The following is a 21,769-nucleotide window of genomic DNA, read 5'->3' as shown; positions in this document are numbered from 1 at the left end:
GAGCAGGGGAAGCAGAGGGAGCAGGGTAAGTAAAGTTAAGTACCAAGCAACTTATCCCAGAACGTGAAATACAATCCGTAGTGTACAGTGTACTGGCGATGATGTATTGAATGATAGGTTGCCCCGATAAACCACTTCCCCAGCCAGTGGTGAAGAAATGATGAGGGAAATAGCTCGAATCCCAAATGAGACACTACTGCCCATATTGTCATCGTAATCAGTGCCGCCGCTAAGGTGATGAAATGGAGCGGGACGATAAAGATGATAACGACAAAGAAGAGTGACTGTATAATTGCCTCGGGTAGATCAAATGCGAAGGAACTCCACGGGGTTGGTTCTCCCGAACGGTGGTGTCCAGAATGCATCCATTTAAACAGCCAAGGGTGGTGAAAAAGGCGGTGGATAAAGTAAAAGTATGTATCCTGAAGCACAAGCACTGCAACAAAACTAACTCCTATATACCACAGTCCATATTCATCTGGGTTAGTATAGAGGAGCGTTACTCCCAAACCGTACTCTGATAAGATTAGCGCTGCACAAAAAGCAAAAACAGTTGCCGATAAAACCGATAGTACGATATCATTTCTGATAGAATCATTCATTAGTGGCTTCAGACGCAAACTGTTGTTGGCGAGTGACTTTCCCAGAACGACATAAAAGAGCCAATAGGCTCCCCCAGCAATCAGAAAGTATCGGACAAGAGTGACTCCAAAGAAGACTAAGTAATAATACTCAAATGAGTGGTTTGTTAACTCCTTCGTAATTTGCAAGTTTCCTCCTTTTTATTTTAAAATCCGACTTCAGCTCATTGAATTCCCCTCAGAGACTTTTTCAAAGAGGTATACAGCCTTTTCCATGCTGGTGAGGTACATTGAGAATAAGACTTTTGCGCTCACAGAGGCTAATTTCGTCTTGTTACTGCACCTCACTAGACTGAGAAATGCTGTATGTTTAATCTTTAATGAAACTATTGCCATTGACGCTATCATCAATGACTTACTTATGGTCTCACATCTAGTTAATTAATAAAAAATGCCCACAGATAGATTTTGGGCATCTTTCATCAAATTGACGTTTGATATCATGTCCGGTCAAATACCCCTAATAAAAACGCCTGAAACCCTTGTTATTGAATACTTTCCTCTCCATAAAAAGCGGCTCTATCGACAGGAGACCATGGCTGAAGTTTGCTGAGTAAGGCGGGATCAGGTTGAATGCGCTGAATTTGCCCTTCTACTTTAGGACTATCGGGTCGGAGGGATTGTCCGCAAATGAGTAAAAACGACCACTGATAGGTCTTGCCAATTTCCAGAGTTGGTGCATCAATGGGTAGTTTAAAGCTGACCAAACCTCTCTGGTTAGGAAGTGATACGGTTTTTTGGTAGAAATACTCTTCTGTTTCATCCTTGAGAATAAATACAGCGTCTTGAGCTACTGTTGGTGGGATGTAAACAAAGAATGTGGGACGTTCGGCTACCGTGAATCCATGATTTGTGGCTAATTGGAACGGTGTGACTGATGTTCCCAGCTCACTGGTGTCATTGGGACATACACCACCATCCCGTGAGGCTCCCCCGGCTGAATCTTTGGGCGCTCCTTTCCTGTCGGGAATAAAGGTCGCACTGGCTGTTTCAGACAGGGGTATGGTTTCAGCATGTAATGATACTGCTAAACTACTAACCAGTAGCAGCTTTAGGAAAAGACCTACTGACAAAAATGCAAGCGGTTGAGGTGTATGTTTCCAAGCCATGATAAAAAACCCTCGTGAAGAAGAATGAGTTGTAGTGCATCACAGGGATTTTAAGCGGTATCCCATAACAGACAGACAAATAAAACACGCATTTTACTAAATTAATGGTAACTTGTCTATTTATTGTTGAGCATACCAATTCCCTAGTAAAGCAACTGAAGAATGAGAGAGTACCTACAACCCTGGATGTGTCGCCCCGCTTAACACTTAGTTTTTATAGTGGAGTGTGGGGTCACACCCCTTAATTATTATTAATACCCAGTATAGTATCATAACGTGGAATGAACCGTGCCTCTCAATATCAATTCTTCACGTTTGTCAAAGCCAATTTCCGACTAAGACAAAGGGTGCCCAGTAAAAGGGATGCTGATAATTAGGTTGACGTAGAAGAGTGAGTTGAGCCTGACGCAGGGCTTGGGCTTTACTGACTTGAGATTGGGTGAGTTGTCGATAAAACTCAACCATCAACTGAGCCGTCGATTCATCATTAACTGACCATAAGGTTGCTAGAGTACTACGAGCGCCCGATCGCACGGCTAATCCCGCCAGTCCCAAAGCCGCTCGCTTGTCCCCTGTCGCCGTTTGGCAAGCACTGAGAACCAGCAGTTCAATCGGGTTGGTATTCTGTCGCTGTCTGGCTTGCAGGAGTTGATCCAAATCTTTCACCTTGATGCGACTATTCCAAGTGAGCAGAAATGTGTTCTCGGCTTTGGAACTAAACTGTCCGTGAGTCGCTAGATGAACCACTGGAAAGGGAGTCGCTTCAATTTGCTCTTGCAGCGCTTGATGGGTAAACTGTTGATTTAAAAAGACCTTAGTCGGAATTTGGGCGGCGATGTTTTCCACTTCCAACTTCACGGCGGGGAGAGCTGGAAAACCGTCCCGCGCCTCGGTGAGTCCAGCAGTTAAGGCTTTCAGTTGTTGGGGAAGGAGCGATCGCGGCTCGATCAGTTGTAATCCGACCGATAGCGCAATATTGTAGTTCTCGATCAAATACTGTTGTCCATCATAAAGCGCCGCCATAGGCAAATTCCGCAAAGCATCATCCAAAACGAAGACTAGGGTCTTAATCTCATTCTCTTTTAACTCCGGTTCAATCGGTCGGATCAACCAATCATAAAGTTGTTGGGACAGGCGTAACCGTTCTTTGTTTGACCATACTGGATTTAAGGCTTGTAGTAGCTGCTCAATGGTGCTGTCTATTTGAGTCTGAGCTACATCTGTTTGAAAATAGCGCACGGGTTTTCCTGGTAGGGAGACAATAACGGCAAACTGATCAGGCAAAATAATTGGGTAAATCACCGAAGCCTGGGGATCAATCTGATCAATGGCTTGGCGTTGAACTTGCCAACAGGCTTCCCGAAAGAAGTTCTCTAGTTCCGCTAATCTCAGGGATTCAATGGTTTCACGAGCTTGGGTGAGCTGTTCTGGTGTGGGCTGATTGCTTAAGAGCAATTCCACCAAATTGCGATAAATGGGTTCAACGGTTTCCCGAAAGGAAAATTGCACATCAGGATTAATCGCCACCAAATCACGGCGTAGGGATTGCAGGGTATGAACGGCTTCCCGATTTGCCGCGATCGCACCTGTCAGATTACCTTGATGTTGGAGTATCTGACTCAGTTGCCATTGCCAACGGTAGGCGATTTCAGTGGCTTGTATTCCTTGCGCCAAACTTAACGCCTCTTCGGTTAACTCTCGCGCCTCTAACCACTGCTGTGTCTGCATATAGAGATGTCCCAATTGACCCAAGGCGTAAGACTCGGCTCTCTTATCATTAAGCTGTCTGGCTTGGTGGATCGCTCTAGCTAACAATTGTGCGATCGTTCGTAGTTGCGCTTGTAGTTGCGCTTTAGCGCCTCCAGGATTAGGGATCAGGGATTGAGGCATTCTACCCTGTTCCCCAGCTAGAACAGCTTTAGTCAACTTAGCGGCGTCTTGGGTAACGTTATTATCCCTCAACCCCACCCCTACAGATTGGCTCCCAGACGTTGCAGGCAACGTCTCTACATTGCTTCCCATTTTTATCAAACTCTCAGCGAGATTCACTTGAGCATAAACCGCCGCCCGACTTAGAGGTAAACTAGATAATTCAGCCTGAATTTGGGGGACTAAGGTTTGGGCGTCTGTCCAATTTTGGGTTTCAATCAGCAGGCTGAGTTGGTTGAGTTGGGCTTCCACTTGGGTAAGAGGGGTGGTTGCTGTTGAGGCGGCTTGTTGATAATAGGCGATCGCATCTTCAAATTCCTGTAACGCTCTAGCTGTATTTCCCAGGCTAAATAGCGTCGCACTTTGCTCAGCGACTGCATCCAAGCGCTGAGTTATTGCCAAACTTTGCTGCAAAACCTGTTGCGATTCCTCCAGATTACCCACCACTTGCAACGCGACGCCCAGACTGCGTAATCCGGCGGCTTTGAGTAACGAATCGGGTTGAGTTTGGAGTTGGGTTTGCACTCGCTCTAAGGTAATCTGCGATCGCCGATAGAGTCCCAACGCTTGTAAAACTTGGGCTTGGTTAATTTGACTCCCGAATATACCCGTTTGATCCCCCGCGTCTTGATACGCCTGTTCTGCCTGTTTCCAGGTTTCTAAAGCCGCTTCCATTTGTCCTTGGGCATAGTGGAGACTGGCTTGAGTATTCAGCAGTTGGGCGAGAAGGCGTTGATGATTGGAGGTGGGTTTGAGCAGATTAGCGACTAGATTTAAGCTTTGGGTGATCGTTTGTTCCGCCTCCTGCCATTGTCCCAACTCTTGATAGGCTAAGGAGAGATAACTTAAACTCAGGGCATGGTGGATGCGATCGCCTTGAGCTTGATACGCTTGCATCGCCTCTTGCCAAACCCTAATCGCTTGCCAAAAGCGCCCCGCCGCATAGAGGGCTTTGCCTTGTTCGAGTTGAGTTAAAGCATTGTCATTCTCCTGAACGGAGTTTATATCCTGTTCCTTGTTAAGAGTTCCCTGTTCCCGACTCAAGACTTGAATCTGAGTTGATCCCGTAAGCGGTATCGGCGGATGCTGCGCTAGGGTGGGAAAAACCCACGTTATCAGGAACAATGTGAGTAATCCTAACCCGATACAGCGACTGAAAACCTTGAGGCGTGAGGAGAATATCGCTATTTTTTGAGTTCGCGATCGCCTGATAACTGTTTTCAGTCTGATTTGGGGCAAAAAAGTCATGAGGGAAAGAATAAAACAGGCAATAGGCAATAGGGGGGAGAAATACTGATTATATAGGGCTTTTAGCAGTTCTTCAGCCTTTTGATTTTTAAATAGACCAGCGCAACCTGCTGTAACAAGCTTTCCTAAATGCAATGGCACGCTCCTTGATCTGAATATCGCCAATTTAGACCCAGAAAATAATTTTTTTAATCTTTAAGCTCAAGTAAGCTGAAGCTTACTAGGTCAGTCTTTGAACCCGTTTTAACGGGTTTAAGCTTTGAGCCAGTAGACGCGGAGCGGCTTCTCTTAGAGTACTTTAGTTCAGGGCTTAATTTCGTTCGAGGACGTGCTTATAACTTAATTTAAGCATTTTGCTGCTCCATACCAGGAACTGTGGGGAGTAACGTCAGGAACATGAGCCACTAACTCAACTTGACCTTGGGAATTAATAATCCATCCTTGAGCTTCTACGATGGGCGAATGACGCTCAGAGGGAGATTCTCTTCTATCTCCCAGACGTTCCACGGTCACGTCTCTACTAGCCCCGTTCCCAGACGTTGCAGGCAACGTCTCTACAGGATCTCCTTCATCTTCATTCAACGCCAGAACCCGTAAATCCTGCCAAAGGGTTCGACCTCGCAGGGTTTGAGTGGGGTCTTCGGGTAAACCTCCTCGTCCAGTTACCACAAAGGAATTGCCTTGCTCCACATCACAAGCTGTAACAATTTGGTTATTGGATTCAGTAAAGTTTTCTGGTAACCGGATTAATCCTTGATTGGGATCAATCGCCTGAATATTGATATTGACGATACCGCTAAATTCCGGTCCTAGGGCTGATGTGGCTGTGATATCACTCTCCGGAGTTAACCGTTCTCGACATTTTCGTTCTCGACATTTTATGCCAAAAATACCAAAAGCATTAATCGTAACTCGACCTCCTGATCCCGCTTGGGCGTTGGCACTGATATCACTATTGTTCAGGGCGACTAACGTATCGGTATCAATCGTAATATTACCGCCATTGGTATTCTCCGCATTCGTGCTAATTTGACTCTGATTCTGTAGCAATAAATTTTGCGTTTGTAGCGTAATATTTCCCTCTGTTCCCGCCAGGGTTGTCGCTGAAATTCGACTATCGTTGTTTAACCAAATTAAATCAGCATCAACTCTCAAATTCCCTGCGGCAGCGAACTTTTCCCCATTGACCGTGACTTCTGCTCCATCTTGGATGATTAAACGTCCTGTATCAATCGTGACATCTCCCGCTTCTCCCAATACCTCAGTCTGAGGCGGTGGAATAAAACCACTGGGAACCGAATCAGACGATGCATCAGATCGCAAACTACTGGGAAACTCGCCATCAGCGGAAATACCACTCAGTTCCACAGATTCTGAGGCTCGAACTACCACTCGTCCCGCCCGCCCAACATTTTGCGTGGTGGTTGATACCACTCCGCCATCACGCAGCACCAATCGCTTGGTATAAACCTCAATATCTCCGGCTGCACCCTCAGCAAAACTTTGGGTATTTAAACTACTCAACTCTTGACCATTTTCCGAAGTGCCAATCAGTTCCACCCGATCTGACGCCTGAATCTTCACTGTTCCCCCTTGAGCCGTACCGAAGGTAGCCGCGCCAATTCCCGCCCCATCCCGAATTGTTAAGCGTTGAGTCTCAATGATCACATTGCCCGTGGCTTGAGTCGCATCCTGAAATGCATTAGAGGCGATCGCACTTTTGAATCGACCATCGGGTGTTGTACCCATTAGTTCAATGGAATCGGATGCTTGAATTAGTACATTTCCGCCACGCCCTGCATCAAAGGTAGAGTTAAATATTCCACCTCCTTCGCTAGCCCTTAACTGTCGGGTTTGTACGGTTAGTTGACCTGCATCTCCTTCGCCATAACTATCAGCAAATAGTTCTGAACCCACCATTTCCACCGATTCAGACGCCCTCACCATCATATCGCCGCCTGAACCCGTGCTAAAGGGAGAGGTTGAGATAAAACCACCCTCTTGCAAACTTAATGTTTCCGTATTAATGATTAAGCTATTTGCCGCACCAGAACCGAAACTTAGCGAAAATAGACCCGTACCCAACTCCGGAAGGGTAATTGTTTTCTCCTCAAAAAGTGTATCTAATACCTCTTGTAGATTTCTTATGCCAATAATTTCCACTGATGCAGCATTGACCATTAAGCGACCAGCCGCCCCATCACCAAAGGTAGACGCCGAAACAAAAGCGCCCTCTTTTAGGTTCAATTGTTCCGCTTGAATCGTAATATCACCGCCGTCAATATTACCCTGTGTATCTGCACGAATCTGTGAGGCTTGCATCAGGTTCACCTGACCACCTTGGATGTGAATAAACCCGCTACCTGTACCACTAACATCTACAACAGATTGCTGGGATAGGTGAATATCTTGGAAATTTTTCACCTCTTCATATCCCAGAGTAAAGCCATTAATCGCTGGCGTAATCTGGACAAAACTATTTTCACCAACACTACCTAATTCAATTCGCCCTTGGGGTGCTGTCAAATGTCCTCCCGGAAACCGCAGTTCGCCACCGACTAGGGCTAAGGTTTGACCTGAATTTACTTGTAAGCCAGCCGTCGATTGATTGCTGATTGGAGCCGGATTTGAACCAAACTGCAAACCAATCGGTACATTTATTGATAATAAGGGTGGGGTTGAGGAATTCGTGGCGCTAAATTCCCGCCCATCGGGAAATTGGATACTATTGGCTGTACTGGCTAAAAAAGATCCGCCAATATCGAGTTTGGCATTCGCACCAAAAATAATACCTTGAGGATTAATTAAAAATAAATTGGCTGTATTGTTACTCTGAATTGTGCCATTAATTTGTGACGCTTGATTTCCGGTAACCCGGCTAATAATATTTTGGACATCCTGATTGATCGTTTCTAGGTTAAACAATGCCGTTGAACCTTCAGAAACAGAAAACTGATCAAAGCTGTGGAATAGATTATCGCCTACTCTTGTCCCTTGTTGAATCTCACTAATATTACCATCTTTAGTGACCACTGTATTTTGGGGTAATGTGTCATCAGGGATAACCTGGGCATGAGCTATCTTACTCGAAACCAGTAAGTCAACAAATAAATTCCCGGTTAATAAAAGTAATATAAATGATTTTTTCTGAATAAAACTTTCCATAGGTGATTGTTAATTTAAGTCATTACTAAAGTAGGTTGGGTTGAACGGAGTGAAACCCAACAGTATCAAGTTAACTTCTGTTGCCATACCGCTCAGATAACCTCTAAATTTAACTTTTTCTCCCCCGGCTTCCCCTGCTTCCCCGGCTTCCCCGGCTTCCCCGGCTTCCCCTGCTTCCCCTGCTTCCCCAGCTTCCCCTGCTCCCCCAGCTTCCCCAGCTTCCCCGGCTTCCCCGGCTTCCCCGGCTTCCCCGGCTTCCCCGGCTTCCCCGGCTTCCCCGGCTTCCCCAGCTTCCCCAGCTTCCCCAGCTTCCCCAGCTTCCCCAGCTTCCCCGGCTTCCCCGGCTTCCCCAGCTTCCCCAGCTTCCCCGGCTTCCCCAGCTTCCCCAGCTTCCCCAGCTTCCCCAGCTTCCCCGGCTTCCCCTGCTTCCCCGGCTTCCCCGGCTTCCCCGGCTTCCCCAGCTTCCCCAGCTTCCCCGGCTTCCCCTGCTTCCCCGGCTTCCCCGGCTTCCCCTGCTTCCCCTGCTTCCCCAGCTTCCCCGGCTTCCCCAGCTTCCCCTGCTTCCCCAGCTTCCCCGGCTTCCCCAGCTTCCCCGGCTTCCCCAGCTTCCCCGGCTTCCCCAGCTTCCCCAGCTTCCCCAGCTTCCCCAGCTTCCCCAGCTTCCCCAGCTTCCCCAGCTTCCCCGGCTTCCCCTGCTTCCCCTGCTTCCCCTTCTCCTCTATCCCTTGCAGCATTGGCTTGTGTTGGGTCTTGTATCTCGACCCAACCTACTGTTTTATTTAATAACAATGAGATGTTCTGGATGACTCTAGCCCCCTCAGTCTATTATTAGGAATATTCGCCACCAGTTCAACATTACCATCGCCATCAATAACCCATCCTTTAGCCTCCACAATAGAAGAACGGCGAGAGGTCAGGTTTTCCTCTGGATGTATTTCCTCTCTTGACGAAGGGAATTGCTGTCGATTCTCTCCACGTCCCGTCTCCTCCAGATTTTCTTCAGCCAAATCAAAAGTTCGCAAATCTTGCCAAAGGGTTCGACCACGTAAAATTTGACTGGGGTCTTCGGGTAATCCACCGCGTCCCGTCACGACAAAGGAATTTCCAGTTTCAGCGACACAACCTGTGGCAATTTGATCACCGGGTTGAGTAAAGTTTTCCGGTAAGCGAACTAATCCCCGATTCGGGTCAATCCCCTGAATATTGAGAGTCACCAGACCATTAAATTGTGGTCCTAAATCTGATGTGGCAGTGATATCACTATTGGGGGTCAGTTCATCCCGAAACTGAGTGCCAAAAATACCTTGAGCTGTAATACTAACACGACCCCCTTGACCTTGACGAGCATTAGCCGTGATATCACTATTATCGATCGCGACTAAAAGATTAGTATTGATGCGGATATTACCCCCATCACTGTTCTCGGTATTCGTCGTAATCTGACTATTGCGCCGCAGCAACACATTCGAGGCGTCGAGTCGAATATTTCCCTCTGTCCCCGCCACCGTAGCTGCACTAATTGCCCCTTGATTGTCCAGCCAAATCGAATCAGCGATAATATCCAAGTTACCAGCAGCACCCGATGCTGTCCCCCTGACGCCAATTTCTGCGCCATCCCTCACATTTAACTCTCCGGTTTGAATCTGCAAATCCCCCGCGCCACCTGCACCACTCGTATTCGCTTCAATCGCACTGGGTACGATACCATCACCAATGATGCCAAAGGAGACACGTTCGACACCGGGATCAACACCCGTCGCCACACCCGCCACGGTTACCGATTCAGCCGCATTAATTGTTAACATTCCGGCTGTCCCGGCACTCCCTGTAGCGGCGGAAATTTGAGCGCCATCCTGCACACTTAAGCGTCGCGTGGTAATCATTAAATCTCCAGCGGGTGCTGTTCCCCTTTGTCCTTCTACGGTTAACAGCGATGACGACGTAAACAAACCACTTAAAAACTGACCATCAGCAGAAATTCCCCTCAAGTCCACCGTATCAGCGTTAATCATAAGATGTCCGCCTCGTCCCCCACCCGCCGCCGACGCTGAGATTTGAGACCCATCAGCAACAATAAGTTGACCTGTATTCAGGGTAAAATCACCCGCATCCCCCGCACCCAGCGTTGTTGTGAACAACCCGCCGGGAACAACGGCGTTGGCTGGAGTTCCTCTAAGTTCCACCAATTCAGCGGTTACGGTTAGATTTCCCCCTTGACCCTGACTTGTACCGCCAGGCGTGGTGCTTAGGGATGTACCGTCTAGCACTCTCAATTGATTAGCCGTAATTGTGAAATCACCTGCATTTCCTTTATCCGTGGTTCCTGTTAGTAACAGAGACCCACTGGTTAAATCGGCTAACTCCGAAACGTTTAAGGTTAAATTGCCACCCTTACCCTCAGCCAAGGCTGCGGTTAATATCATCGCGCCGTTCTGTACAATCAATTGGTCGGTTTCAATGGTTAAATGTCCAGCATTACCCTGTCCACCACTAAAGCTAAATAAGCCATTACTAAGATTCAGTGGATTAAATGTTGCGAATAAAATCTGCCGTGAGGGTTCTAAAGGAGTTGTGCCAGTCACGTTCACTTGGTCAGCACGAAGGGTCAGATTTCCTCCTGTACCTGCACCAAATGTAGAGGTAGAAGCAAAGGAACCTTGTTGCAGTTTTATCTGATTTGCCTGAATATCAATCCCGCCGCCGTTTACATTCCCGAAGGTTTCCGCCACTAGGTTTGAGCCTTGAGTCAGGGTGACTTGTCCCCCCCGCACCCGAATTGTGCCACCACCTAAACCACTGGTATTAACGGCTGTGGCATTGGTTAAGTTAATCATGCCAAATTGTGGTATATCAGAATAGTCGAAGGTAAAACCTGGGGTTATTGGAGTTAGATGAACGAGTCCAGAACTTGCCACACTTCCTAATTCAATTCGTCCTTGTGGTGCTGTTAAATTGGCTCCATTTAATGATAAATTTCCTCCCACTAGGGCTAAGGTTTGACCGGAATCGACTGATAAATTACTATTTGCTTGATGAATAATCGGTGCTGGATTTTCACCAAACTGTAAACCAATCGGTACGTTAATGGTGAGCAGGGGAGGGAGTTGGGGATTGGTGGTGCTGAATTCACTGCCATCAGCAAAAATAACACTATTCGCGGTACTGGCTAAAAAGGAACCATTGATATTAAGTTGTGCATTAGCGCCAACTATAATTCCGTTGGGGTTAATTAGGATTAGGTTGGCAGTGCCATCTGCGGCAAGGATGCCATCTATGATGGATGTCTTGTTGCCTGTGACGCGGCTAATAATGGTTTCTATGTCTAGGTTTTGGGGAGTCAGTTTAAAGATGGCTTGGGAGTTGGTAGGAATAGAAAATTCCTCAAAACTGTGGAGGAGATGATTTCCGGTGCGGATTCCGCCTTGAATCTCACCATTGGTAATGTTGGTGTTGGTTGAAAAGTTATCGTTATCGGGGATTATTTCGGCATTGGCTGTGCTGATGAAGATGAGAAGGCTGAGGAGAAGATTGCTGGGAATCCAGAGGAAAGGGGAATTTGGTTTGGGAAAACAATAGTTCATGATTAGGGTATATCTTTGAAGGAGTAGAGACGTAGCATGCTACGTCTCTACATCGGGGTGGTTTTAGTTACGGATGGGTAAGGTAAAAAATGATAATAGTAAAACCCGCCCCTACATAAAACTTTCTTTCTTACTCAATCACCAATTGTCTGTACTTGTATTCCGGAATCGATGCGATCGCTACCCTTCTACCCTTTTACCCTATTCCAGCTAAAAATGATAATGGGCGGCTCATGTTGGCAGCAAAGCCAAGTATTCCGCGATCGCGATGTTCGTACAATACGTTACCGTCGGCGTCAAAGAGGAAGGTTGCACCTCGCTGTGTCATGTAGGCGGGATTGGGAACGTAGGTTTTCCAATGGCTTAACACTTCTACCATATTCCGTAGTCTCAAGGTGGCGAGTTCAAAGGGGCGCTGATATCCACTTCCACCAGCGAATTGAAAAAATGAGCCTTTGAGAGGCGGTAAGGGTTTTGCTTTCACAACTTCCTCATCGCCGATAAGCTGAGGTGCATTGCGATCGCCCCGATAACCGCGAAATACTTCTGCAAGCGTATCTGGGCTACCAATCCCCGCACACATTAAGAGTAGATTTAACCAAGCCCTTTGTGAGGTAGAAAGTCCCGGAAGTTTGAGATTTAACCCAGGATAGAGGTTAAGCTGGCGATGCAATTGAGCCTCTGGATCAACAAACAACCATTCCGCCGGAAATCCGGTATAGTTACAAAATTGTTTTCCTGAATCCAGATTACCAATCCCCACAGCGCGAATGGCGATTCCCTTAGCCTGCAACTGTTCAGCCTCTCGCTGTAACCACCAGGCATATTCGAGTGTGTCAAAGTCACCGAGTTGAGACCAAACGAGTACCAGGATGCGGGGCGCATTCTCGCAGTTTTCCAGAAGCGATCGCGTTATACCATCGCTGACTCGTTGGCGTTGAGTTTGAGAAATAATTGCGTAGGGATTCATGTTAGGCAAAACTGTTATGAGTAAAGATTTTTGTGCCACTGATAACAACAACTGATACCCAATTTGAGCGCAGTTGATTTCAGTTATGATTATTTATAATGTAGACCTGTAGGAGGCATTAGTAAATGAGTCTGACTTTAGAGCGTGAAATGCCACCTCTTTTTGAGGATTCAACAGGAGCGATTCGAGTCGGAAATTCAAGGGTTTTGCTGGAGTTAGTAATTCGCGCTTTTCAGGATGGTGCTTCTCCTGAATCCATTGTTCAGCGTTATTCAACACTATCGTTATCTGATGTTTATACGACAATTGGGTATTATCTTCGACACCAAGACGCTGTGGAAGCCTATCTTAACCGTCAAGAGCAGTTAGCTGAATCTGTGCGTCAGCGTTTAGTGAGCGTTCAACCTGATTTAAGTGGAATTCGTTCTCGCTTGTTATCTCAGCAGAAACAAAGTAATAATCATGAAATGGCTGAGTGATGAAAACTTCCACATTTAAATGCATGACAGCTAAAATTTTGGCTGGTGGGCATTGCCCACCCTACGGTATATCAAGGGTTTCAGAAATCAAAAAATGCACGTTTTTCAGTACCATTGCCCTTAATACGGTTCCCCAAACAAAACTAATGAGCAGCTAAGTTCTTTAATCAATTGTGTAGTAATATCACTCACCCCTAACCCCGCAATAGTACGGCGACGCAAAGAGCGCAAAATTACCATATCCGCTAACTTAGCTACTTTCAAAATCGCCAGCGCCACATCGTCAGCTTTAATCACTTGCACCTCTGATTTGACCTGCCCTCCCGTGACATTCAGCATATTGATATACTCCTCTTCAATCGCCGCTATGTCAGAAGGTGCTGTTTTAGCCGGACAAACGTGCAGCAGTTTCACCTCCCCTTGATGGGTATCAGCCAGGAGTTGAGCAAATCTCACCGTGCGGATTGTCTGCGGCGAGAAATTCTTCGCGGGTACCAAAATTTTACGCAGGTTGACGGGTTCATCTAAGAGTCGCATTACCGCAACCGGACAGTGAGATGCCCAAAATACTCGGTTAATGATTGTGCCGAACAAACGTGCCCGCAATCCGGTATTTTTTCGCCAACTCATGACAATTAAACTGGCATCTTGTTCACGGGCGGTGTGAACAATTCCAGAGGCGATGTCATTCTCAATTCGCAGTAAAGGTTTTGCATCAGCTTCAAACTCCGAACTAACCGTTAGCGCTTTGTTTAGGAGTCGCCGACTATGACGCAGGTTAACCTGCATCTGGGGTTCGTCCATGTAGGTATGGGCTGGAGAAATGGACAGAGGTATAATTTGACCGGATTGGTGACGCGCTATCAGTGCTGCCATTTCCATTAAATACCCCTTGGTTTGACTTTTGCTAACTGGCACGACTATCCTAAACGGAGCTGGCTCTTGTTCCTCTAACTGTTCAAAGCGATGATTTTCCCACCAAAGTTTGGACTGGCTAATTTTCGGGCTGGCTTTCGGTAAAGGGAGTTTCGGGGCAAATTTTCCGGTTAATAGAGGACCCAAAATTGAGGTGATTAGCATCAAGACAATGACGCTGTTAAAGACGGTGTCTGTGATTAACCCTACCTGCAAACCAACCAATGCGGCGGCTAGGGTGGCAGCGACTTGGGGGATAGAAAGAGACCACATCACCATCATCTCGTTAAAACTGTAACGATAGAGGACTTTTGTGATCGCGGCGGCGAGGAATTTACTTCCCAGCAATCCCACGACAATGGCTAGGGTGAGCCAAAAACTGGTGGTGAGGCTTTCGATAAACACAGGAATATCTAGAAGTAAGCCCATGTCTACAAAGAAAAAGGGGATAAATAAAACACTACCGACAAACTCCACTTTTTCTTTCACGGGTGAGTTTCCCACCACATCATTAACCGCTAAACCTGCCATAAAGGCACCGACAATCTGATCCACCTGAATAATTTCCGCCCCTACCGACGCCAAAAACACCGCCAGGAGTACGAACAAAAATTGATTGCCCTCATCATCTCCCGTCCGCCGAAAATGTTCCTTCCCTATCCAATCAAAGCCAAATAAAACAATGGCGGTGTAAATGGCTAATGACACCAATTGCTGGAGCAAACTATAGACAGAAAAGTCTCCCGCATTAATCGAAACACAGATAGCTAGGACGAGTAACGCACTAATATCAGTAAAGATTGTCGCGCCAATGGTAACAATGACTGGTTCTTTCTCAACTAAACCCAAGCGCTGGACGATAGGATACCCTAACAGGGTATGGGAGGCAAATAAAGAACCCATCAGCAGGGATGTATTCCAACCAAAACCAAAGAATCGCCCAATCATCATACTGGCGACGAGTGGTACGATAAAGGTCATCAATCCAAATACTAAAGACCGATGTTTCTTCTTGCGAAACTGCACCAAGTCAATTTCTAGCCCCGCCACAAACATCAGATAAATTTTACCGATATCCGATAGCAGTTTCATGGTTTCGCTGTCAGCATCCAATAGCTGCAACCCATTGGAACCCAGGATGACTCCTGCCAAAAGCAATCCGACTAACCCAGGCAATCCCAGGCGCTCGAACAATGGCGGAATGGTTAAACTGACTAACAGTAGAATAGTAAATGCAACAATTGGACCTTCGGGTAGCCCTGTTTGTAAAAATGTTATCGATTCATTCATCAGCTTTTGGCTAAAAATTTGCCACTATTTTCTCGATCTCTATTTTTCAATTCCCCAAGTTTGCTTAAACCTATTGCTTCGGAATTCTTAGGATCTTGAAGACGGATAGGTAGATTCACTCGCTCAGGAAATTGACTAAATTGTTATTGTCTATAAAGGGTTGATGTTATACAAATATTGTAGCCAAAAGCACAGCATCAGGAAAAATTTACCACAGAATGGACGTGAATACCGCGATCGCGACTGAGTTATTTGAACCCACCCCATCCTCCCTTAACCCCCTACACCCTTGGCATTGGCGCAAGCTTCCTCTGGCTAAGCGTAGTGGTTCACACGTCTTTGAGGCACTATTTCTCCATCCCAGAGGAGATTCGACTCTGGGAAAAAATTTAGCGGCAAATTATCACATTGCTACTCTTTTAGAAAGCCCAGTGACGCCACATAATACCCATCTGGCTCGATATTCGATTTGTGCAGGTTCTCCTCGCTTTATTGCGAATCAACCTCAACTATGGACTCCGCCTGTGGGAGACATTCTACCTTTCCTGCGCCGCCTGCTTCAAGTGCAAAAGGCAGAATCGCCTGTACCTGCTGAACTTCCCTTTACCGGGGGGTGGTTAGGATGGCTGGGATATGACTTAGCCGGGGAGATTGAACAACTCCCCCACCTAAACACTAATCCTCTACCTTTCCCCATCGCCTACTGGTATGAACCCGAATCCTTTGCGGTGCTGGATCATCATCAGCAACTTCTCTGGTTAGCGACGACGGATGCGGCTCAACTTGACTCCCTACAACATCAGCTAGAGGAAGCGGATAGGAAGACAGGAGTAAAGAATACACCAGAACCGGACAAAAGTAATCCCATCACTCCCATTTTCCACAGCTCTCAGCACGATTATATGGCGGCGGTGCAGCAAGCGAAACGATATATTCAAGCTGGGGATATCTTCCAGGCGAATTTGTCGTTGCGGTTTGAAGCGTATACTGCTTTGGATAGCTGGTCAATTTATCGAGCATTGCAACAGATTAATCCTTCTCCCTTTGCCAGTTATTGGCAAACGCCGTGGGGAGCAATGATTAGCTGTTCGCCAGAACGATTGATTCAGTTATCTGGCACAAAAGTTGAGACTCGACCGATTGCTGGAACGCGAAAACGTGGCGCTAATTCAACTCAAGATGATCAGTTAGCAAAAGAGTTAATTTCTAATAAGAAGGAAAGAGCCGAACATATCATGTTGGTTGACTTAGAGCGCAATGATATCGGCAAAGTTTGTGAATGGGGAACTGTACAAGTGAATGAACTTCTCACTATTGAACGCTACAGCCACGTTATGCATTTGGTTAGCAATATTATGGGAACACTTAGTCCTAAGTGTGACCCGATAGACTTGATTCGAGGTGTATTTCCTGGGGGAACCATTACGGGTTGTCCGAAAGTTCGCTGCATGGAAATTATTGAAGAACTTGAACCAGTAAAACGCAATTTATTTTATGGTTCTTGCGGTTATTTAGATTGGCGGGGAAACCTGGACTTAAATATTTTAATTCGCACGTTGCTGTATAGTAAATCGAGCCATTCTCAACCTGGAGCAACGGTTTGGGGACAAGTGGGTGCTGGCATTGTGGCTGACAGTGATCCACAAAAGGAATGGTATGAATCTCTACAAAAAGCCCAAGCTCAACTCAATGCGCTGAATCTGCAACTGTAGAGGTGTAGAGGAGCTGGGGAAGCTGGGGAAGATGGGGAAGCTGAGGGAGATAGAAGACAAAATTTCTATTCCCTATCCCCTGTTCCCTGTTCCCTGTTCCCTGTTCCCTGTTCCCTGTTCCCTGTTCCCTGACAAATGACAAATGACAAATGACAAATGACGAATATTGTCAATCCGCCAAATGGCTTAAAAAATTACGCCAAATGGCTGAGGCAGTAACATCCGGATGGCGAAGACAATTATAGACAACTTTCTTAAAAAAATGAAGAATTCGTATCAGGGTTTTCTTTTTCCAGAGTTTATATCACTCCTCTCAAGTGTATCTACTGTCCCAACTGTTTGCTTCCTAACTTACAAAAAAAAATGACAACTGAAGGAAAAGTTCTCGCTATTCTTTTGATGCAATTTAACTTACCTCCTGTTCCAGCCATAAAAGCTGTGGACGCTTGGTTAAAAGAGAATCCTCAAAGAAATTGGGACACGTTGAAAGAATTATTACACCAGAAAAAAATAACCCTGGTTAACGGAAAACTGGCAACAGTGACTCAACCGAGTGTCCCTCATTCAGGGAATGGTGTCACCTCCTCTCCAAAAGAACAAGCTGTCCGTTCTTCTCAGCCACAACACCCGCCACAACCATCAGTTAAAACATTCCGATTTCGTGGGGTCACGTATCAAAAAGTTGAAGCACCTCCGATGCAGCACTTTACAATGACGCCTCCACCTGTTCCACCGGAGGTTTCCCCACCCAATGCTAATCATGATATTGCAGCCTCTGACCCTCAAGTCGTGAACTTTCATGAATATGCAGAACGCAAGAAGCGATCGCAAGATAATCAGGTGACAGAGCGATCGCAAAAACAAGGTTAAACCATTACCTATTGTCTTTCAGAAACGCTTCTACCTCGCGTCGGGTGGGTTGAGCCGCGATCGCACCAGGTTTGAGCGTCGTTAATCCACCCACAGCACTGGCGTATTTGACCACATCTCGTGCTGACTCTGGCGTCGCTAGACATTTAAGCCCATTCTGACAAAGTTGGTGAATAAAGCCCGCGACAAAACCATCACCCGCCCCTGTGGTATCTTGCACATTCATAGTAAAGGGTGAGAAGGTGTCCTCCTGTTCACCGAGACAGTAGGTTATATCTTGATCTCCATTCGTCACCAAAACTCCTTCAACTGAATCTAGACGATGGGTAATCGCCCCTGCATCCGAGGTATCAAAGAATAACTCCCCTTCTTCTTTGGCTATTTTGAGAAAATCGATTTGCTTGACAAATTCTTCAATCAGTGGTTTTGCCTTACTGGGATCTGACCAAAACATCGGACGCCAGTTAATATCCACTAAAACTTTGACATCGTAGCGATTGGCGAGATCCAGGGCTTTGTAAATCGCTTGTCGGGTTTGGGGATAGGCTAACTCCAGGGTACCCAACACTAAATAATCAGCTCCCTCAAATAAGGATTCGGGTAACTTAGACGCATCAAGGAAAGCGTCAGCAAATTGGGAGGTGTCAAAATCACCAAACCCAGCAAATTCGCGATCGCCCTTGTCTGAACGCAGGACGTAAACCTGTCGGGTTGGTGCGGTAGGATGGCGTTGAACCCCACTACTATCCACCCCGACATCTTCTAATAATTGGACAAGCTGGTTTCCTGGCTGATCAACTCCCACAGCTCCGATAAACGCCGCCGGGGTTCCCAACTTAACCAACGCACAAGCCACATTCGCTGGCGCTCCCCCAGGATAAGGCGTCCAGGATTCGACTTGTTCGAGCGATCGCCCCACCTGATTAGCTAGGCGATCGAATAAAATTTCACCGAGGCAGAGAACACGAGGATTAGTCACGGCAATATACACCTCAACTTTTCCCTCAGACTACCAGAGCCTTAACCTTTGGTTAAAAAGAATCTCTCAAACCAGGATGAGTTATGGCGTGTAGGTATCCCATAGTTCGTTAGAATTAAAAAGGCATAAGTAGATTTACCAAGGGCAAAATACCTATGGCTGGTGGCAAGTCAAATAAATCGGTTTCTCTCTCAGACCGGGAATTACAAATTGTAGACCTGGTCGCCGCTGGTTTAACCAATCAGGAAATTGCCCAGGACTTGGAAATCAGTAAGCGCACTGTCGATAACCATATTAGTAATATTTTGCAGAAGACCCATACCGATAATCGGGTCGCACTGGTGCGTTGGGCGTTGCAGTGGGGTAAAGTTTGTTTGAATGATATTAACTGTTGTACCTTACCTCCCCAGCCCAATACCAATAACGATGAGGTGGTTTCATAGCTGGGGAAGCTGGGGAAGCTGGGGGAGATGGGGGAGATGGGGAAGATGAGGGAGATGAGGGAAGTTGTGTAGGGGCGGGTTTCACTACTGGACTGACCCAGCTAAAATAAGACTTTGTTTGTAGTGAGAACTTTAGTTCTCTAACGCCTAGCTGGAGAGGGCTAAAGCCCTCACTACGTACCCAATCTATTGCACCATTTTAGTTGGGTCACGCCACTACTGGCGTGGCACACCTTATTTGGTGGATTAGAATTGTAGGGGCGCAAGGCTTGCGCCCGGTTTAAACGTCAAATCTATTCCACAATTTTAGCTGTGTCAGTCCACTACTATCTTTTGAAATGGTGCGTTACGCTTCGCTAACGCACCCTACACCCGCCCCGACTTGACCAATGACCAATGACCAATGACTCAACTAATAAACCGTGGTGGAAAATTCCTCTACTAAATCGCTCCGGAGCCATCCGACTCGCTATACTGAGTCTAATCCTTGTAATAGTCCTACTTGGCGCGTGGTTCCTAATGATCCGAATGCCTGGAGAAAGTTATCACGGTGAACTCCCACCCCTGACTCAGAAAGAAATCGCCTTGCAAAATGCGCTTCAGCAAGATGTAGAAAAACTGGCGGGTGAAATTGGACGACGCAACTATTTGTACTATGACGGTTTAATCGCGACGACTGATTTTTTGGAACAGCAATTATCAGAATCTGGCTATAAAGTCAAGCGACAGGGATACGAGATTGATAATCAAACCTACTACAATATTGAAGTTGAAATTCTTGGTACTGAAAAACCCGAAGAAATCGTTGTCGTTGGCGGTCACTACGATTCAGTTTATACCAGTCCGGCGGCGAATGATAACGGTACGGGCGCAGCCGCAACCTTGGAATTAGCGCGTTTATTTGCCGGAAAAAAATCGGCGAGAACGCTGCGGTTTGTGGAGTTTGTGAATGAGGAACCGCCCTTTTTCCAAACCGATAACATGGGAAGTTTAGTCTATGCTAAACAATGCCGCGATCGCAATGACAATATTGTGGCGATGCTGAGTTTAGAAACGATGGGTTATTATTCCGATAAAATTGGTTCTCAGCAATATCCGTTTCCCTTAGACAAGATTTATCCATTACAAGGAAATTTTATCGGGTTTATCGGTAATTTAGGGTCAAGAAAACTCGTTCACAACGTCGTTGAATCCTTCCGCCGCCATGTAAAATTCCCCTCTGAAGGTGCGACGTTACCCCCGATGATTCCAGGTGTGGGTTGGTCAGATCAGTGGGCATTTTGGCAGCAGGGTTATCTGGGTGTAATGGTTACGGATACAGCACCCTTTCGCTATCCTTACTATCATACTGACGAAGATACACCTGATAAAGTAGACTATGAACGATTAGCGCGAGTTGTTGCTGGGTTGGAGCAAGTTATTGCTGAGTTAGCAGGAAATAAAGTTAGATAACAAAATTCAAGGGTTATAGCAGACAAACTCAGGGAGACGGCTTTGAATCGCATTCCATTCTCTGGCTAGATTCGTTTCCCCCGGACGAATCTTGCGTTCATTAAGTTCAGGATGACGGGCATAGAAAACGGCATCAGCAACTTCATTCGGATTATAATTAACCACATCATATCCATCCGAATCAGGCGGTTGTTCACACTCCCGTGATGTCCATCTAACTTTATCCGCGATCGCACGACGAATCGCTACCCACTCTTGCTGTAATTGAGTTTGTGAGGGTTCAAGCTTCTCCCCTTGCATTTGGGGGTAAAGACGATAGAAGAAAAAATCTGTCCAAGCGTTAACGGCGGAGGAGGGTGCTTCGGCTAAGAGTCTTCTGCATTCATAAAGAATTTGTTGAAAATCAATATTAGATTGAATGTTTTCTAAAGGTATTTTTTTGTAGTTGTTTAGACTGATTTTATCGTTCTCATCAAATTCCCATGATTCACGGACAGAGTTAACAATTGGTTTTGCCGACGCAGCATCAGTAATGAAGCTGCCGTTTGCTGTACCTCGATAACAATAACTCAATTCAGTTTGATACTTATAGGCATAACCAACGACTAGGTTGCCTCTTTTTTGCAAAATCAGATAATTTCGATCATCGGAAATGTTTCGGAAAAAATGAAAGCCACTCGGTAATGCGTCAAGATTAACGCCTCCTCCTGATTGAGTCAACAGATAGCCTCCAGATTGAGCTATCCTAGCTTGAGCTTGGAAACCTTGGCTACTCGATTTGGCGGGCGCGATCGCAGTCGTCAGACTCAGGACAATGATAGAAAGGTGGGTGATTGCGCGGGTGTTCATCGTATATCTCGTGAGACTCCGGGTTCAGCGAAGCAACCCGGAGAGGGATAGAAGTCAAATCGACCCTTCCAACAAGGGGAGATTTGACAATCCAGTCGCAGGCACGACGATTAACCCCGTGCTTCGCTGCAACAACC

General features: G+C 46.4%; 15 protein-coding genes. 5 read left to right on the top strand and 10 right to left on the bottom strand.

The features are described from left to right. Positions 1-35: 35 nt before the first annotated feature. The 7 genes from RIC07_RS38925 to RIC07_RS38895 all read right to left on the bottom strand — a co-directional run bounded on the left by RIC07_RS38925 (position 36) and on the right by RIC07_RS38895 (position 12,643). Positions 36-770, bottom strand: a complete 735-nt coding sequence (locus RIC07_RS38925) for a sterol desaturase family protein (RefSeq protein WP_446399194.1) — start codon at positions 768-770, stop codon at positions 36-38. A gap of 356 nt (positions 771-1,126) precedes the next feature. Then, positions 1,127-1,750, bottom strand: coding sequence for a DUF928 domain-containing protein (locus RIC07_RS38920; RefSeq protein WP_446399193.1), 624 nt, complete (start codon positions 1,748-1,750; stop codon positions 1,127-1,129). A 318-nt stretch (positions 1,751-2,068) separates the two neighbouring features. Then, a complete protein-coding gene (locus RIC07_RS38915; protein ID WP_446399192.1) occupies positions 2,069-4,927 on the bottom strand; it encodes a CHAT domain-containing protein in 2,859 nt (952 codons plus the stop codon). Positions 4,928-5,266: 339 nt separating this feature from the next. Then, positions 5,267-8,092 carry a filamentous hemagglutinin N-terminal domain-containing protein gene (locus RIC07_RS38910; protein ID WP_446399191.1) on the bottom strand — a complete coding sequence of 942 codons (2,826 nt, stop codon included), beginning with the start codon at positions 8,090-8,092 and terminating at the stop codon, positions 5,267-5,269. Positions 8,093-8,101: 9 nt separating this feature from the next. Then, positions 8,102-8,881, bottom strand: coding sequence for a hypothetical protein (locus tag RIC07_RS38905; protein ID WP_446399190.1), 780 nt, complete (start codon positions 8,879-8,881; stop codon positions 8,102-8,104). Beyond that, positions 8,872-11,673, bottom strand: a complete 2,802-nt coding sequence (locus RIC07_RS38900) for a two-partner secretion domain-containing protein (RefSeq protein WP_446399189.1) — start codon at positions 11,671-11,673, stop codon at positions 8,872-8,874. Before RIC07_RS38900 ends, RIC07_RS38905 begins: the two co-directional genes overlap by 10 nt. A 196-nt stretch (positions 11,674-11,869) precedes the next feature. Then, positions 11,870-12,643 carry a peroxiredoxin-like family protein gene (locus tag RIC07_RS38895; protein ID WP_446399188.1) on the bottom strand — a complete coding sequence of 258 codons (774 nt, stop codon included), beginning with the start codon at positions 12,641-12,643 and terminating at the stop codon, positions 11,870-11,872. 125 nt (positions 12,644-12,768) lie between these two features. Between RIC07_RS38895 and RIC07_RS38890 the strand changes: the two genes are divergently transcribed. Next, the gene (locus RIC07_RS38890) at positions 12,769-13,122 is read left to right on the top strand and encodes a DUF433 domain-containing protein (protein WP_446399187.1); all 354 of its coding nucleotides are present in this window, start codon (positions 12,769-12,771) and stop codon (positions 13,120-13,122) included. Between the two features lie 120 nt (positions 13,123-13,242). Here the strand turns inward: RIC07_RS38890 and RIC07_RS38885 are convergent, their stop codons facing one another. After that, entirely contained in the window at positions 13,243-15,327 is a 2,085-nt protein-coding gene (locus tag RIC07_RS38885) for a cation:proton antiporter domain-containing protein (RefSeq protein ID WP_446399186.1), read from the bottom strand. A 218-nt stretch (positions 15,328-15,545) separates the two neighbouring features. Between RIC07_RS38885 and RIC07_RS38880 the strand changes: the two genes are divergently transcribed. Together RIC07_RS38880 and RIC07_RS38875 are read left to right on the top strand one after the other, a co-directional pair. Continuing rightward, complete coding sequence (locus RIC07_RS38880) at positions 15,546-17,039, top strand: anthranilate synthase component I (RefSeq protein ID WP_446399185.1); 1,494 nt, start codon at positions 15,546-15,548, stop codon at positions 17,037-17,039. A gap of 363 nt (positions 17,040-17,402) precedes the next feature. Beyond that, positions 17,403-17,909, top strand: coding sequence for a hypothetical protein (locus RIC07_RS38875; RefSeq protein WP_446399184.1), 507 nt, complete (start codon positions 17,403-17,405; stop codon positions 17,907-17,909). Positions 17,910-17,913: 4 nt separating this feature from the next. Here the strand turns inward: RIC07_RS38875 and RIC07_RS38870 are convergent, their stop codons facing one another. Beyond that, positions 17,914-18,888, bottom strand: a complete 975-nt coding sequence (locus RIC07_RS38870) for a carbohydrate kinase family protein (RefSeq protein WP_446399183.1) — start codon at positions 18,886-18,888, stop codon at positions 17,914-17,916. 155 nt (positions 18,889-19,043) lie between these two features. Here RIC07_RS38870 and pedR point away from each other — a divergent pair, with 155 nt between their 5' ends. After that, a complete protein-coding gene (gene pedR, locus RIC07_RS38865; protein WP_446382387.1) occupies positions 19,044-19,331 on the top strand; it encodes a photosynthetic electron transport-dependent transcriptional regulator PedR in 288 nt (95 codons plus the stop codon). Positions 19,332-19,727: 396 nt separating this feature from the next. Then, positions 19,728-20,783, top strand: coding sequence for a M28 family peptidase (locus tag RIC07_RS38860; protein WP_446399182.1), 1,056 nt, complete (start codon positions 19,728-19,730; stop codon positions 20,781-20,783). Between the two features lie 6 nt (positions 20,784-20,789). On the opposite strand, the gene RIC07_RS38855 is transcribed toward RIC07_RS38860, so the two are convergent. Continuing rightward, positions 20,790-21,632 (bottom strand): hypothetical protein, encoded by an 843-nt coding sequence (locus RIC07_RS38855; protein ID WP_446399181.1) that lies wholly within the window; start codon positions 21,630-21,632, stop codon positions 20,790-20,792. Between the last annotated feature and the right edge of the window lie 137 nt (positions 21,633-21,769).

Origin of the sequence: Coleofasciculus sp. E1-EBD-02 (genome assembly GCF_040218245.1) — a bacterium.
Lineage (GTDB): Bacteria > Cyanobacteriota > Cyanobacteriia > Cyanobacteriales > Coleofasciculaceae > Coleofasciculus.
The sequence above is the reverse complement of the archived record's forward strand: the minus strand, read 5'-3'. Positions and strand labels throughout refer to the sequence as shown.

Excerpts from the sequence above, each read along its gene's own strand:
- RIC07_RS38915 (WP_446399192.1), bottom strand. The coding sequence starts at position 4,927 with ATGACTTTTTTGCCCCAAATCAGACTGAAAACAGTTATCAGGCGATCG.
- RIC07_RS38910 (WP_446399191.1), bottom strand. The coding sequence starts at position 8,092 with ATGGAAAGTTTTATTCAGAAAAAATCATTTATATTACTTTTATTAACC.
- RIC07_RS38885 (WP_446399186.1), bottom strand. The coding sequence starts at position 15,327 with ATGAATGAATCGATAACATTTTTACAAACAGGGCTACCCGAAGGTCCA.
- RIC07_RS38920 (WP_446399193.1), bottom strand. The coding sequence starts at position 1,750 with ATGGCTTGGAAACATACACCTCAACCGCTTGCATTTTTGTCAGTAGGT.
- RIC07_RS38880 (WP_446399185.1), top strand. The coding sequence starts at position 15,546 with ATGGACGTGAATACCGCGATCGCGACTGAGTTATTTGAACCCACCCCA.
- RIC07_RS38875 (WP_446399184.1), top strand. The coding sequence starts at position 17,403 with ATGACAACTGAAGGAAAAGTTCTCGCTATTCTTTTGATGCAATTTAAC.
- RIC07_RS38890 (WP_446399187.1), top strand. The coding sequence starts at position 12,769 with ATGAGTCTGACTTTAGAGCGTGAAATGCCACCTCTTTTTGAGGATTCA.
- RIC07_RS38855 (WP_446399181.1), bottom strand. The coding sequence starts at position 21,632 with ATGAACACCCGCGCAATCACCCACCTTTCTATCATTGTCCTGAGTCTG.
- RIC07_RS38900 (WP_446399189.1), bottom strand. The coding sequence starts at position 11,673 with ATGAACTATTGTTTTCCCAAACCAAATTCCCCTTTCCTCTGGATTCCC.
- pedR (WP_446382387.1), top strand. The coding sequence starts at position 19,044 with ATGGCTGGTGGCAAGTCAAATAAATCGGTTTCTCTCTCAGACCGGGAA.
- RIC07_RS38895 (WP_446399188.1), bottom strand. The coding sequence starts at position 12,643 with ATGAATCCCTACGCAATTATTTCTCAAACTCAACGCCAACGAGTCAGC.
- RIC07_RS38860 (WP_446399182.1), top strand. The coding sequence starts at position 19,728 with ATGACCAATGACTCAACTAATAAACCGTGGTGGAAAATTCCTCTACTA.